The organism is Sphingomonas lutea (assembly GCF_014396785.1).
In the GTDB taxonomy this organism is placed as follows: Bacteria; Pseudomonadota; Alphaproteobacteria; order Sphingomonadales; family Sphingomonadaceae; genus Sphingomicrobium; species Sphingomicrobium luteum.
In genome coordinates, this window is the sequence record NZ_CP060718.1 from 565,293 (window position 1) to 579,986 (window position 14,694).

General features: G+C 61.3%; 11 protein-coding genes and 1 pseudogene. 6 read left to right on the forward strand and 6 right to left on the reverse strand.

The genetic code is table 11. The features are described from left to right. Window positions 1–10 precede the first annotated feature (10 nt). Window positions 11–604, reverse strand: a complete 594-nt coding sequence (locus tag H9L13_RS02960) for a DUF937 domain-containing protein (RefSeq protein ID WP_187538895.1) — start codon at window positions 602–604, stop codon at window positions 11–13. A 75-nt stretch (window positions 605–679) separates the two neighbouring features. Continuing rightward, a complete protein-coding gene (locus tag H9L13_RS02965) occupies window positions 680–880 on the reverse strand; it encodes a dodecin family protein (RefSeq protein WP_187538897.1) in 201 nt (66 codons plus the stop codon). Window positions 881–1,266: 386 nt separating this feature from the next. Here H9L13_RS02965 and H9L13_RS02970 point away from each other — a divergent pair, with 386 nt between their 5' ends. Both H9L13_RS02970 and H9L13_RS02975 read left to right on the forward strand, forming a co-directional pair. Next, window positions 1,267–2,967, forward strand: a complete 1,701-nt coding sequence (locus H9L13_RS02970) for a TonB-dependent receptor plug domain-containing protein (protein ID WP_187538899.1) — start codon at window positions 1,267–1,269, stop codon at window positions 2,965–2,967. A gap of 229 nt (window positions 2,968–3,196) precedes the next feature. Beyond that, on the forward strand, window positions 3,197–4,132 hold the full coding sequence (locus H9L13_RS02975) for a TonB-dependent receptor domain-containing protein (protein ID WP_187538901.1): 936 nt from the start codon (window positions 3,197–3,199) through the stop codon (window positions 4,130–4,132). Here H9L13_RS02975 and H9L13_RS02980 read toward each other — a convergent pair. From H9L13_RS02980 to H9L13_RS02995, 4 genes and pseudogenes are all read right to left on the reverse strand, one after another. Then, window positions 4,129–6,360: a TIR domain-containing protein gene (locus H9L13_RS02980; protein WP_187538903.1), complete on the reverse strand. Its 2,232-nt coding sequence runs from the start codon at window positions 6,358–6,360 to the stop codon at window positions 4,129–4,131. The genes H9L13_RS02975 and H9L13_RS02980 overlap by 4 nt on opposite strands. A gap of 182 nt (window positions 6,361–6,542) precedes the next feature. After that, the gene (locus H9L13_RS02985; RefSeq protein WP_187538905.1) at window positions 6,543–7,388 is read right to left on the reverse strand and encodes a tetratricopeptide repeat protein; all 846 of its coding nucleotides are present in this window, start codon (window positions 7,386–7,388) and stop codon (window positions 6,543–6,545) included. A gap of 69 nt (window positions 7,389–7,457) precedes the next feature. After that, entirely contained in the window at window positions 7,458–8,447 is a 990-nt protein-coding gene (locus H9L13_RS02990; RefSeq protein ID WP_187538907.1) for a toll/interleukin-1 receptor domain-containing protein, read from the reverse strand. A gap of 604 nt (window positions 8,448–9,051) precedes the next feature. Then, window positions 9,052–10,382 (reverse strand): annotated as a pseudogene (locus H9L13_RS02995) (MFS transporter). Window positions 10,383–10,533: 151 nt separating this feature from the next. Here H9L13_RS02995 and cyoA point away from each other — a divergent pair. The 4 genes from cyoA to cyoD are packed head-to-tail and all read left to right on the forward strand — an operon-like array spanning window position 10,534 to window position 14,694. Next, window positions 10,534–11,688, forward strand: a complete 1,155-nt coding sequence (gene cyoA, locus H9L13_RS03000) for a ubiquinol oxidase subunit II (RefSeq protein WP_235091121.1) — start codon at window positions 10,534–10,536, stop codon at window positions 11,686–11,688. Next, window positions 11,681–13,681, forward strand: coding sequence for a cytochrome o ubiquinol oxidase subunit I (gene cyoB, locus H9L13_RS03005; RefSeq protein WP_187538909.1), 2,001 nt, complete (start codon window positions 11,681–11,683; stop codon window positions 13,679–13,681). The genes cyoA and cyoB overlap by 8 nt, the downstream gene beginning before the upstream one ends. A 3-nt stretch (window positions 13,682–13,684) precedes the next feature. Then, window positions 13,685–14,320: a cytochrome o ubiquinol oxidase subunit III gene (cyoC, locus tag H9L13_RS03010; protein WP_187538911.1), complete on the forward strand. Its 636-nt coding sequence runs from the start codon at window positions 13,685–13,687 to the stop codon at window positions 14,318–14,320. Further along, entirely contained in the window at window positions 14,317–14,694 is a 378-nt protein-coding gene (cyoD, locus tag H9L13_RS03015; protein ID WP_187538913.1) for a cytochrome o ubiquinol oxidase subunit IV, read from the forward strand. Before cyoC ends, cyoD begins: the two co-directional genes overlap by 4 nt.

A 14,694-nucleotide genomic window follows, 5' to 3' on the forward strand; every position in this document is an offset into this window, starting at 1 on the left:
AATGCCGTTATCAACGGGCCAAGTATTTGCCTGCGGCTCCTATGAGGTCGCTTAGTATGTCACCGCCTGGCCGCGTATTAGGTGCCGGACTATCATCGCCACTTGGCGACTTCTGACCACCCAAGATCCCGCCGAGCGCTCCGCCCAAGCCGCCCCCTCCCTGGCTTGCTTGTTTCATCACGTAGCCCGCTGCGACCATTGCGAGAATTGGGAGCATTTTCTTGAGTAACGACGGTTCGACGCCCGACTGAGCTGCTGCGCTCGCGGCAACAGCGCGGCTGCCGTCCTTTGAGCCGAAGAGCTGACCGAGAATCTGGTTGCCTTTATCGACTTCCGTCGCCTGATCCGATGTCACGTTGTCGAGCAGACCGCCTCCGCCCAAACCACCGATGGTGCCGAATAGCCCGCCGAGACCTTCCAGGTTCGGAAACGCGCTTCCCGTTGTCGGTGCAGGCGTTGCTGCTGCCACCGGGTTCTTGAAGCTCGAAAGGATCGACGGCAGCAAGGCGGCCGCGCCCGCTTGGGCCGTCGAATTATCGACGCCAAGCTCGCGCGAAATCGCATCTACGGCGCCAGTCTGTTGTAGCATTTGATTGATATCCAAGACCTGTCTCCTTGTAAGCAATCCGTAGGCGCACCGCCTGAATGCCTGCCCTTCAGTGCGCGTCAGCCTTCAAAGCTAGGAAACGATGAAGGTAATCTTCAGTGTGACCCGCCACTCAGCAATTTGATTGTCGCGAATTATAGCCTTCGTCCCTTGGACCCATGCCTCCTGGATTCCGTGAACAGTCTCAGCTGCCTTGGCGATGCCATCCCGAACGGCAGCCTCGAAGCTTTCAGTTGAGCTTGAGATGATCTCTAATGTTTTGGCGACAGCCATGTTGAGTCTCCTTCCGAAGCGGCGGGCGCCTAAGTCGGGTTAGAGTCAATGCCAATTGGGGTGGGCGCGTCTTATACAGCGATAGAATTAGTGTGAGGGGATAGGGGAGCCTTCCCATTTGGGATGGAGCTAGCTCCCCATTCTGCCACTCGTGGCTCGACAACATTAGGTGTAGTGCCAAAATCAGTAAGATCCTGTACGCTTCCAGCTTCGTAGCGTCGGCGGGGGCAGTGACGGCAGGTACGTTCATCGATGCAGTCGTCGCGCTAGGGAGCGCTGCAGCGACAGCAGCGCAGGTGGCAGAACCTCCACAGCCAGCTGACCCGCCCGTCATTGTCGTTACCGGAACGCGCATTCAAACTCCTAACCGCCGGAGCAGCAGCCCGGTGGAGAGCGTCCGCCCCGAGGATTTCACTCTCACGGGGGTGGCAAACGTTGAGCAAACTCTCAACCAGATGCCGCAAATCACACCGAGCTTTACGACCACTTCAAACAATCCCGGCACTGGCGCCGCCACGCTCGACCTGCGCGGGCTCGGAAGCGTGCGAACCCTGATTTTGGTCAACGGTCGTCGCTGGATTGCCAATGACGCCGGCAACGTGCCGGAGATCGACGTCAACACCATTCCCGCGTCGCTGATCGATCGTGTCGACATTGTCACCGGTGGCGCTTCGGCGGTCTACGGCTCGGATGCGGTGACGGGTGTGATCAACTTCGTCCTCAAGAATAACCTTAAGGGGCTTCATCTCGACGCGCGCAGCGCCATTAGCGAGCGCGGCGACGGACGGGTGAGCAGCGCCGATCTCAGCTACGGGCTCGATATCTTCAAGGGGCGCGGCAACCTCATCGCCTCTATCGGCTGGCTGGATCAGGATTCGCTGGTGCAGGCTGACCGCGCCTACACTCGCGACACGCTGCAGGACGGCTGCGTGATCAAGAACACGATCTCCGAAACCGGAGTGAGCACCCCGGCCGCCAATGCCGATGGTCTTTGCGATGGCGCCGATGAGGAGTTTGGCTATCTGGCGGGCGGGAGCACGTTCATTCCGGCGGGGCTCTTCCAGGGCGGCACGGGCGCGCTGTTCCGTGGTCCGGGCAATAGCTTCACCAGGTTTGGTGGCGCGCGGTTCGCCGAGGACGGCACGATCGTGCGATTCAATGCAGCGACCGACGCCTACAATTTTGCCGCGGACAATTACCTCCAAGTGCCGCTGCGCCGCATCAGCGCAAACCTCATCGGCCACCTCACCATTTCGGACTTTTTTGAGCCTTACACCGAGATTAGTGTGATCCACACGCGAAGCCCGCAGCAATTGGCGCCTGCCGCCGCGGGAATCGGGACTGGTGCTGGGACTGTCCCGCGCCTGCGCATCAACCTCGACAACCCTTTCCTGGCGCCTCAGGCGCGGCAGGTGCTCGAAGACACGTTCGGCGTTGATGCGCAGGGCGACCGCGGCTTCCTTGGTAGCAATGTGACCGGGTTCACAATTAACCCGGCCTACGGCGGCGACGCCGATGGGTTTGTCACTCTGCCCGGCCAGTTCCGATCGCGCCTGACCGGGCTGGGGCCGCGCCAGACGGTCAACGACCGCCTTGCCTATCGCATCCTGCTGGGCGCCAGAGGCCGGAGTTTCGGGCCGTTCGATTACGACGTCTATTTCAGCAGCAGCGACGTGACCCACAACACCCCGTTGCAGAATAGCGCCTCGGCGTTGCGCATTCAGCAGGCGATCCTGGTTCGTGCGGATGGGAGCGGGAACATCACCTGCATCGACCCCAGCGATGGGTGCGTGCCGATCAATATCTTCGGCAAACAAGACATCAGCGCCGCGGCGGCGGATTTCATTCGCGCCAACCCATCCGAATCCACGCGAGTTAAGGAGAAGATCATCGAAGGTGTCATACGGGGGCCGGTGGTGAAACTGCCCGCAGGTGACCTGGACATCGCGATCGGGGCGCATTTTCGCCAGACTTCCTTTGCCTATCGCCCCGATCGCACGCTGGCGGACGGCGATAACCTCGGCTTTCAGCCATCGGTCGGCTCAGCAGGCCGGACCCGCGTGGTCGAGCTGTTCGGGAGGCACTGATCCCGTTGCTCAAAGATCGTCCGTTCGCCCGCGAGCTCTCGCTTGAGCCGGGGTTCCGTCTCTCACATTACAGCAGCGTCGGCGCGGTATGGACTTGGAAAGCGATGGGCTATTGGTCGCCGGTGCGCGAACTTCGCTTTCGCGGCGGGCTGCAAAAGGCGGTTCGGGCGCCCAACGTGCGTGAAATGTTCCTGGAAGAAAGCGTGGCCTCGACCGGTGTCACTGACCCGTGCGCCCCGCATTCGGTTTGCTCGACGAACCCGCCATAGTTGCGGCCTGCGAACGCAATGGCGGTGTCGGCCTGCCTACGGACAATATCGATTTTTTTCCCTTAGCGACGCAAACCGGATCGACCACTCTCAAGCCGGAAAATGCCAGAACGATGACCTTTGGTGTGGTCGCCAGCCCGTTCGAGAGCCTGACGCTGACGGCGGATTATTATGACATCAAGATCCGCGACGCGATCGGCACCTTCGGCGGCGGCGCGCAAGCCACCATTTTCGGTTGCATCTTCGGCGGCGGCGACCCAGCCGATCCCCTTTGTCAAGCATTCCAGCGCGACGAGGGTGGGCAGATCGCGTCCATCTTTCTACCGACCGCCAACCTCATACGCGTGGCGGCGCGCGGCATCGACTGGCAGGCCAGCTATCGCTCTCGCGTGCTAGGCGGCAACCTGGCACTCAACTTGTCGGGCACGCGGTTGCTCAAGTCGACGCTGCAGCTGAACGCTAACGTGGACCCTATCCGCTGCGGCGGCGCGTTCGGCGGGGCTTGCGGCTTCACCATCCTCGGCGCCGCACAGCCGCAGTGGAAACTCTACAATCGCGTTACCTGGTCACGCCGACCCTTCACCCTTAGCCTTCGCCACCGCTATTTCTCTGGCACCGTCAATGGTCGCCTGCGCTATGCCGAGGCGCTGGGCGCGACGCCGCCAAGCAACATTCCCGGACGCGCGCTTCGGCTTGAGGAGCGCAATTACTTCGACGCGTCGATCGGCTTCGCGTTGCCGCGCACGTTCGATCTGACGTTTGGCGTCAACAACCTAACCAACCGAAAGCCATCGCTTTTGGGCACCAATCAGATTCAGGCGAACACCGATCCGTCGCTGTATGACGTCATTGGGCGGCGGTTCTTTGTTACTTTAGCGGCGAAGTTGACCCGCTAGTTCAAGCTGATCGGGCCGAGCTCGGCCTTTTCCTTGGCGAGGTGGGCCGTGACCTGCTGGCGCAGCCGCTCGAAGCGCGGATCGCCTTTGAGTTGACCCAGCGCCGGATCGATAGCGATATCTGTCGGCACGGGCGTGAAAGTCGGAAGCCAGTTCTGGCGAATGGCGGCGGATAGCTGGCCAATCGCTTCGTCCTTGCGCCCCTGTGCCGCATAAATGCGAGCCAAGTTAACCTGCTCCTCGCCCGACATCTCGGCGCTCCTTTCGACCGCTGCTTCGGCACGTTTCAGGATTTCCGATGCGTCGTTATCCTCGCCTGCGCTGCGAAGGGCGAGTGCAAGCGACGGCGCGATCTCGATTAAGCGGCCGGGGGAGACGAGCTTCTCGAACGCGTCGGGATTGGGCGCCGCTGCATGGTAAAGTTTGGCCAGGCGCGGCCCCTGATTGTTGACGAGGTAGACCCTGGAGGCCGTGACCGGAAGCGGACCCTGGGTCCAGAATTGGCGCGGCGTCACACGTTCCTCGATCATGTCGATTGCGCGTGGTTCATACCGCCGCAATGGCGGGATGAATTCGGCCGCATGTGGGGGCATCGGGACTAGCCGATCGGCAAGGTCGAAGCGGTCCATCTTGACCAAGTAAGGCCAAAGGGCGCGCCCAATCATTTCTTTCTCGTCCGGCGATGCCCGACGATATTGATTGAGACCAATGGTGATGATCTGTGAGACGTCGCCCGTCCGTTCGGCCAAGCGAATTTGGATGAGCGTGGAAGTGAACTGGTCGCCCAGCCGCTCCACCCGCTCGACTTCGGCCCGTACCGCTCGGTCATTGCCGTCGCGCACGAGGAGATTGATCATGTTGAGTATCGCCGGCCACCACAATGGCTCGATCTCGACAATCTTTGAATAGAGTTGGAGCTTTTCCTCACGACGAGACGTGCCAAGACTATTCGCCAGCCAGTTCATTGCCTCGATATCGTTGGGGTCGAGCGCGATGGCCCGCCGCAGGGCCGCCTCGGCGGCAGGACCTTGCCCTAGCGCGAAGCCACGCGCGGCATGACCCGCCGCGAGATTTGGCGCGAGTGCAATGGCGCGGCGCGCCTCGGCCTCAGCGGTTCCCTCAGCGGTAACCCCGGCGCCGAGGGTTCGGGCGACGGCCAGCGTCGCCCAGCCGGGCGCGAAATTGGGATCTTTACGGACGACCTGCTCAAGCTGTTTTGCGGCCTCAGCATAATGTACGTAATTGCGCTTGCGGATTTTTGCGCGCGCGTCGCTGTAGAGCGCATAGACCTCGCCGCTGGTCGCGATGTTTTCGGGTAGCTTGCCGCCGCGCGCCGCGAGGCGTCCGCGAATTCGTCCTTCGATTTCGCCGGCAATCTCACTCTGCAGCGCGAAGACATCGTCGAGCCTTCGATCGAAATTCTCACTCCACAATTGCGCACCGTCCGCCGTGCGAATGAGGTTGGTGTTGACGCGGATGCGATCGCCGACCGAGCGAACGCTGGCCTGGACCAGATAGTCCGCAGCCTTGTTGGGCGCATCGCCGCCCTTTTCAGCGAGCTGCTCAAGTGTGTTCGGACCAAGGACCAGCAACTGTGGATTACGACCGATGGCCTGGCGCGTGTCCTCCCAAATACCGGCGACAAGGCTTTCGTCGCGCTTATCGAGACTCTGGAACGGCATGACAGCGACCACTGGCCGGCCTTCATCCGCACTGCCGCGCATCCAATAGGCGGCAGCCCCGATCGCCATCAGCAGCAACAGCGCCGCCGCCGCGACCCAAGGCCGGCGCCAGTGGAAGCCACTTTTGGCCGAAGCCGGCGCTGCACGCAGTGCTTCCCCACCGACCAGCGCGCCGGTGCTGGCAACAAGCTTGGTCCAGCCAGGATGCTTGGCACTCCCGCGCCAGCCCTTCAGGTCGGCGCACTGGATTTGGTTGAACGGCAGGGGCGGGATGGTGCCGTCGGTTTGCGCTTGAACCAACGTGCCCGCATTGCGCGCCAGATCCGCCTCGGCACGGACCCATTGCGAGCGCGCCGCTTCAGCCGACCACAGTACCAAGACTGCCTTAGCCTCGCGTAGTTGTTGCTCGATCTCCTCGGTGTAGGCGCGGTGGGCGGGAAGATCATTATCCCACCACACCGAATAGCCCGCTCTCTTCAGCGCTAACGCCGCGCGGCGAGCCAATTCCTGGTCGGCTCGCGAATAGGAAATAAAGACGTCGGCCATGCCCCACCCTGACTTGCCCCAGCCTTATCACAGCAGTGTAGTGGATGCCGAGAGGAGCATCGCAAAAGAGTTGAGGACACACCTGTCCTGAAAGAACCAGGAAATCAAAGACGCTTGCGGTAATCAAACATGAAAACAATGTGCGAACCGAACGCCCGTGTGGCTCCCAACACCGCTGAGGTTTAACCGAGTTTTGCTGCTTCCGCCCTGCAATCGTAGGTTTGACCAGGTTCAGAGCAAAAGTCGGGCCATTCGTTGCTCTTCTGCCAAAGCTCGAGCAACCCAGCGCGCTTGGCAATCATCATGAATCGCTTGTCGCGCCGAGTGGCGGTGAATTCTGGTCGGAAAAGGACTTCGGAAATAACCGCCACGTCCTCCGTCTTTGGCCACGAAAGGAGTGTTGAAATCACGTCCTCAGGTTGACCGAATTGACCGAACGCCAAAATGGCGAATCCGATTCCGGCACTCGGATTCTCCATATTGCGCAAGCGCTCGCGGACAAAGTTGAGCAACTCCTGCACTCTGATCGGACTCGGATCTTCCCGCGTTGCCATGATCAATCTTGGCCCGCGGCCGCCAACGTTCGCGCGGTCCTCAAAGAGAGGTCGAGCGATCTTCGGATCGCCGTAGCGATAGTGAAATCGAAATTGTGCGTCTGCCACGCTCGCCGTCCCTGGCCAAAGTTTTTCAGCCTTTCGTAATTCCCTTTTGGCCGCATCAAAGGATCCGGCGTAGGTCAGCAGAGTAATATATGTGCTGCGAATCTTTGGGGACAGCGGATCCAGCGTTACTGCACGACTTGCGGTCTCGACGGCGTCGCGAAGGTAGCCGGACGCAGCCAGATTGCTCGCTAAGATGTCCAGAATAATTGGATCATCGGGTTTCTGAGCAGCTGCCGCCGAAATCGCTTGGCCGCGTGCGTGAAAGTCACGAACTGGAAGTAAGGCCGCCTCGGCGATGCTAGCCTCGGCCATCTTGGGATCGATCGCGCGCGCTTGCCCGATGTGGCGCCTAAGATCGGCCTGCATTCGAAGATCTTGCTCACCAGCCGTGAATCGCAAGTCAGTCATCTCCGCCTCAGCAAGCAAAAGCTTTGACTAGGCCGGCGTGAAGCGAGGTTCAGACTTCAGGACGTCGAGTAACAAGGGCGTCGCCGGGCGCGTGCTGGCCGTTACAATCTCCGAGAGTTGCGCACAGGCTTTTAAATAGGTTGTAAGCGCACTGGCATTTAATCTGATGGAGCCATCAAGACCCTCGGCGGTGCAGCCGGTTACGCGTGCGGCAGTGAATGCCAATTGCTGGAGCAGGTCGGCGGGACTCCCGGAGGGCTGCTGAAACTCCTGCGACCAGAGAATGGACGAATCTCGGCCTGACTTGAGTGTCAAGGCGGCGTCGGCTGCGCTCGACGCCAAAACCGTGATCAGCAGGTCTGCGTCTTTGGAATGCGTGGCATCGACCATCCGAACCCCAAGTGCGCTCGATGCATTAAGTTCGCTTAGTTTCGTGGTGAGTTCGTTCGCGAGCTTTTGCGACGCCGGGTGCTCGGCCGCTGGAATCACGGAAAGAACCGTGTCTCCATGTTTTACCGACCACGGTCTCCAGACAAACAGTCCGGCGGCAACCAGTGCAACGATTGCCACTATAGCAACCGATTGCAGGGATATTCGCCAGCGGCTCGGCGCACTTTCCGATGCCGGCCGCGGTGCGCCGGTGACCGTATCTATCGCGATATGAAGTTCGCGTAAGCGTGGCGCGGACAGCTTGCCGCCCGGCGCTGTCAAAGTGTGGAACTGCCGAAAGCCCAAAGGCGCTTCGGTGCCATCTATAGATAGGGGTACGAGTCGCCCCCGGTCCCGCCCTGCTGCAGCCTCATCGCGCACCCATGCGCTTTCAATCGATTCCCTTGACCAGAGGACAAGGACTGCGTCGGCGTCACCGAGCGCTCGCTCAATTTCCCTGCTGAATTCGGCGCCACCGTGGATACGCTGGTCCCACCAGACGCTGTGCCCGGATTTTTCAAGGGTCTTGGCTATCGAACGCGCCGCAGTCGCGTTGACTCGATCGTAGCTTAGGAACACGTTCGCCATTCGGCAGCCCCTGCCTGGCCATTCAGCTTCTGATGGCAGTGGTGCATCATGTCTGCAATGGGCGAAGGGCCACATGTGCCAGCAGGCCCCCTAAGCACGGCTTGGCCAATGTCGGGCTGATGCTAGTCGTTCTCCCGGCTACTCTCTTGGATTTGGCACTGCGGCCACAGGAGGCACCTGGTTCGTTCGTCTTGATGCCAGACTCGCTCGGCTATTATGGAAATCACGCCACATTCTTCGGCGTCAGCGCCGTCATAATCGCGGCACTCCTGTCGTGGCTCGGGGCCTTCCTCGACCGCCGCCGCGCCGACCGAAAAAAGGGCCCAGACGAATCAAGCTGATTGTCCGCAATGGGTGGAAAGCGGACAATCCCTTAGGTCCGGCCAAGCTCGCTCGGGGAAGCACGCGGCCACCCCAAGCGTTAATGCGCAGATTAGGGCGAACAAGGCTGCCATGCCCGCAACGTCAGACGCGGGAATCATTGCCCGCTGCTGTTCATCAACTGCCAAAGGATCGCGCGCGTCCCGACGTCAGGTACGGTGGCGCAACCCGCCAAAATGGCCATCCCAAATAAGGCCAGCCGTGTCCCCACCAAGAGTGCCGATCAGGCGTTTCGCTTGCCGAACTCGCGGTTGATAGCCAGCGCACCGAGGGTGCAGAGCACGCCCGAAAGCAAGTAAAGCCCGACCGACCAGAGGCCGAAGCGGCTCGCGAGGAACAAAGCTACCAGGGGGCGAAACCGGCCCCGAGGAACCAGGCCGAATTGGAGACGATCGCCGCGCCGGTGTAACGGTAATGAGGCGCGAAGCTGCTGTTGATGACGCCCGCTGCCTGGCCGAAGGCGAGGCCGAGGAGAACGAAGCCGCTCAGCATGTAGATGGCCTCACCGATTCCGCCGGCGGCGAGGAGCTGGGGAGCGAAGCCACTATAGGCGCCGATCAGGCCCGCCGACACTCCAAGCAAAGCGCGGCGACCGACGCGGTCCGCGATCATCCCGCCAGCGAGCATGGCGATGACGCAGACGACGGCGCCAACCGCCTCGAGCAGGAGGAAGCGCACCAGGCTTTCGTCGGTCGTCAACTGTACCCAGGACAGCGGGAAGACGGTGACGAGATGGAACAGGGCGAAGCTGGCCAACGGCGCGAATGCGCCCAGAGCGATCGTGCGCCATTCCTTGCGCAATGTCTCGAACGGCTCGGAAGGCTGGAGCTCGCGATTCTCGAACAGGCGCGTGAACTCGGGCGTGGCGACGATGCGCAGGCGCGCGAACAAGGCGACGACGTTGATCGCCAGCGCGACGAAGAAGGGATAGCGCCAGCCCCACCGGAGGAAGTCCTCAGGGGTCAGAAGCGCAAGGAAATAAGCGAACAAGGCGCTGGCGACGATCAGACCGAGCGGCGCGCCCAATTGCGGGATCATCGCATACCAGCCGCGATGCTTCTGCGGCGCGTTCAAGGACAGGAGTGAGGGCAGACCGTCCCAGGCGCCGCCAAGCGCGATGCCCTGGCAGAGGCGGAAAAAGCCGAGGATCCAGATGCTGAGCGCGCCGACCTGTGCATAGCCGGGCAATAGCGCGATCGCCATGGTCGAGCCTCCCAGCAGGAAGAGCGCGAGGGTTAGCTTCACCCCACGACCGTGCCTCTGATCGAGCCAGGTGAACAGCAACGTGCCGATCGGCCGCCCGACGAAGGCGAGGGCGAACAACGCGAATGAGTAGAGCGTCCCTGTCAGCGGATCGACGAAGGGGAAAACGTAGAACGGAAACACCAGAACGGATGCGATTGCGTAGACGAAAAAATCGAAGAACTCACTCGTCCGGCCGATGATCACGCCGATCGCGATATCGCGCGGCTCAATATGGTCGTGGCGGGTGTTGACCACGCGGGCGTCGCGTTCGAGCGGGGTCGAATTAGCGGCCGACGGTGTAACGCTCATCCTTGCGTGCATCCTCTTGAGGCGCGGCCCTCCTTCGCGCGGCGCGCGTAGCAAGGCAAGGCCGGAAAATGTTTTCAATAAGCCGCAACCCGCCTAGCGGACTTGACCGATGTCAAATGTCGAATCGCCGCGGCCTCTATATGGGCGGGTCATGAAAGAGCAGATGTCCTTGCGGTTTGGCCGCGCACGATTGCTAGGCGTGGTGGCCGCCGCGGCGCTGCTGCTCGGCGCATGCCAGCGCGCGGTGCTCGACCCCGCCGGCGACGTGGCGCGGCAGCAGCGCGACATCATCTATGTTTCGACCGGGCTGATGCTGCTGATCATCGTTCCAGTGATGATCCTGATTGTCGTCTTTGCCTGGCGCTATCGCAAGGGCAAGGGCGGAACCTACGACCCCGAGTTCGACCACTCGACGAGCCTGGAATTGGTGATTTGGTCGGCCCCCCTGCTGATTATCATCGCACTGGGCGCACTAACCTGGTCGAGCACGCATTTGCTCGATCCGTTCCGTCCGCTCGACCGCATCGAAGCCGGCCAGGGCGCCGACGCGCCGATGGAAAAGCCAATGCCGATCCAGGTCGTGTCGATGGACTGGAAATGGCTGTTCATCTACCCCGAACTCGGGATCGCGACGGTCAACGAGCTGGTGCTTCCGGTCAATCGCCAGGTGCGTTTCGACATTACCTCGACAAACATGATGAACACTTTTTATGCGCCGACGCTAGCGGGCATGATCTATGCCATGCCCGGCATGCAGAGCCAGCTCCACGCTGTGCTCAACCGGCCCGGCGAATATTCGGGCATGTCGGCGAATTATAGCGGTGCCGGCTTCAGCGACATGACCTTCAAGCTACGCGGCGTCGACAATGCCGGCTTCGCGCGTTGGGCGCAGGGGGTGAAGGGTTCGGGGCGGGCGCTCGACCTCGCCACCTATCAGCGCCTCGAACGGCGAAGCGAGAAGGTTCCGCCGATCAGCTTCGCCGCGGTCGACGGCGACCTCTATCGCCGGATTCTCGAGCGTTGCGTCAAGCCGGGAACCCCCTGCATGTCGCAGATCATGGCGCACGACAGGGGCGAGGCCCGGCACATGCCGCCGCGCGGAAGCTCGATGCCGCAGCACGGCAAACCCGAAGGTGCGCTGATGAAGTCGCCGCAAGAGAAAGGCGCGGTGCGCAACAATAACCGCTTCGGCCGCGACGAGGCCGAGCTGCCCGCCACCAAGCCCGCACCCGAGAGCGAGGACCGAAACATGTCCGCGCTCGACGTTGAACAGCTGCTTTCCGGAGACCCAGCGACCCGTGTCTGACCAACCGCTCTCCAAGATCATTTTCGGCCGCCTGACGTGGGAGTCTTTTCCCGTTCACGAGCCGATCCTCATCGGCACCTTCGCGGTGGTCGCCTTGCTCGGCATCGGGATCGCCGGCGCGGTGACCAAATATAAGCTGTGGGGCTGGCTGTGGCGCGAGTGGTTTACCACCATCGACCACAAGAAGATCGGGATCATGTACACGATCCTGGGCATCATCATGCTGCTGCGGGGCTTTGCCGACGCGCTGATGATGCGGCTGCAGCAGTCGATGGCATTCGCCGGCAACGAGGGTTACCTCAACGCCCACCACTACGATCAGATCTTCACCGCGCACGGGACGATCATGATCTTCTTCGTCGCCATTCCGCTGATTGCGGGCGTGATCAATTATGTCATGCCGCTGCAGATCGGCGCTCGCGACGTCGCCTTCCCCTATCTCAACAATTTGAGCTTCTGGCTCACCGTGTCGGGAGCAGTGCTGGTCATGATCAGCCTGTTCGTGGGCGAATTCTCGACCGCGGGCTGGCTTAACTATGTGCCCGTCGCGAACCTCCAGAACAGTCCCGGGACCGGACCCGATTACTATCTGTGGGCGCTACAGATAGCAGGGATAGGAACGACCCTGTCGGCCATCAACATCGTCACCACGATCATCAAGATGCGCGCGCCGGGCATGACGATGATGAAGATGCCGGTATTCACCTGGACGGCACTGTGTAGCCAGGTGCTGGCGATCGCGATCTTCCCGGCACTGACCGGCGCCTTCGCGATGCTCATGCTCGACCGCTACCTGGGTATGAATTTCTTTACCAACGACCTTGGCGGCAACCCGATGATGTACTGGAATCTGGTATGGATCTGGGGTCACCCGGAGGTCTACGTCCTCATCCTGCCGGTGTTCGGGATTTACTCCGAGATCACCTCGACCTTCTCCGGCAAGCGACTGTTCGGCTATTCGTCGATGGTCTATGCGACCGTGGTCATCACAATCCTCAGCTATCTCGTGTGGCTCCACCATTTCTTCACCATGGGATCGGGCGCCAGCGTCAACAGTTTCTTCGGCATTGCGACGATGGTCATTGCCATCCCGACGGGTGCGAAAATCTTCAACTGGCTGTTCACCATGTACCGCGGCGAAATCCGCATGGAGCTGCCGATGATGTGGGTCATCGCCTTCATGCTGACCTTCGTGGTCGGCGGGATGACGGGCGTGCTTCTCGCGGTGCCGCCGGCCGACTTCGTGCTCCACAACTCGCTGTTCCTTGTCGCCCATTTCCACAACGTCATCATCGGCGGCGTCGTGTTCGGCCTGTTTGCCGGCATGTATTACTGGTTCCCCAAGGCGTTCGGCTTCAAGCTTGACGAGTTTTGGGGGAAGGTGACTTTCTGGGGCTGGGTCGTTGGCTATTGGGTCGCCTGGACGCCGATCTACATCGTCGGATTGATGGGGACGACGCGTCGCGTGCGCCAGTTCGACGACCCAAGCTTGCAGATCTGGTTCATCATCGCCGGCATCGGCGCATTGATTATTTTGGTCGGGATCCTGGCCTTTGTCATCCAGATCGCGGTCAGCATCAAGAACCGCGAGAAGCTGCGCGACACGACCGGCGACCCGTGGAACGGGCGGACCCTCGAATGGTCGACCTCCTCGCCGCCGCCGCCGTATAATTTCGCCTTCACGCCGGTCGTCCACGAGCTCGATGCCTGGTACGACATGAAGAAGCGCGGCTACCAGCGGCCGAACCGCGGGTTCAAGGCGATCCATATGCCCAGGAATACCGGCGCCGGTGTGGTCCTCGCCGGGCTGGCGACCGTGCTGGGCTTCGCGATGGTCTGGTACATCTGGTGGCTCGCCGCGGTGGCGGTCGCCGGTCTGCTTGCCGTCGCGATCGGGCACAGCTTCAACTACAACCGCGATTATTACATCCCGGTGGAAGAGGTGAAGCGCGAGGAGCAGGCGCGGACGCAGCAGCTAACGGCGGGGGCCTGAACCATGGAAACCACCGCAGGCAAGATCGCAGCAAGCGAGGCACCGCTCTTCTACGAGACCGGCGAGGGGCACGAGGCGCATCCGGCGAGCCCGACGCTGCTGGGTTTCTGGATATACCTCATGAGCGACGCTTTGCTGTTCGCTTCGATTTTCGCGACCTTCGGCGTGCTGGGCACGAGCTATGCAGGCGGGCCGACCCCGCGCGACATTTTCGACCTGCCGCTTGTCGCGCTCAACACGGCGATCCTGCTCGTCTCATCGGTCACCTACGGCTTCTCGATGCTGGCGATGGAGCGCGGCGAAATTCGCACCGTCCAAGCGTGGCTGGCGGTGACCGCGCTACTGGGCCTGAGCTTCGTGGGGGTCGAGCTCTATGAGTTCAGCCATCTGATCGCGGAAGGCGCGACGCCGCAGCGCAGCGGCTTCCTCTCAGCCTTCTTCACCTTGGTCGGTACCCACGGCGCTCACGTCACCTTCGGCATCATCTGGATAGGGGTGATGCTGGTCCAGGTGCAGAAGCGCGGACTGATCGCGGAGAACCGCCGGCGGCTCTTGTGCCTCAGCATGTTCTGGCATTTTCTCGACGTCGTGTGGATCGGCGTCTTCACCTATGTTTACCTGCTAGGAATGCTGCGATGAGCGCCGAACGCCGCGACATGGACGCCCCGCTGGCAATCGAGGGCCACGGCTCGCGCAAAAGCTACTTGGTCGGTTTCCTGCTGTCGGTGGTGCTGACCGCCATCCCCTTCTGGCTAGTAATGAGCAATGTGCTGGAGAATCCCGGCGCGACCTCGGCGCTGGTTATCCTGTTCGCGGTGCTTCAGATCCTCGTTCACACATTCTGCTTCCTGCATGTCAACACACAGGCTGAGGGCGGGTGGACGATGCTGGCTTACATCTTCACCGCGGTGATCCTCTTGATCACGATCGCGGGGTCGCTGTGGATCATGTACCACCTCAATTCGAACATGATGCCGGGGATGATGCCTGGGCAGATGGCCGAAACGCCGTGA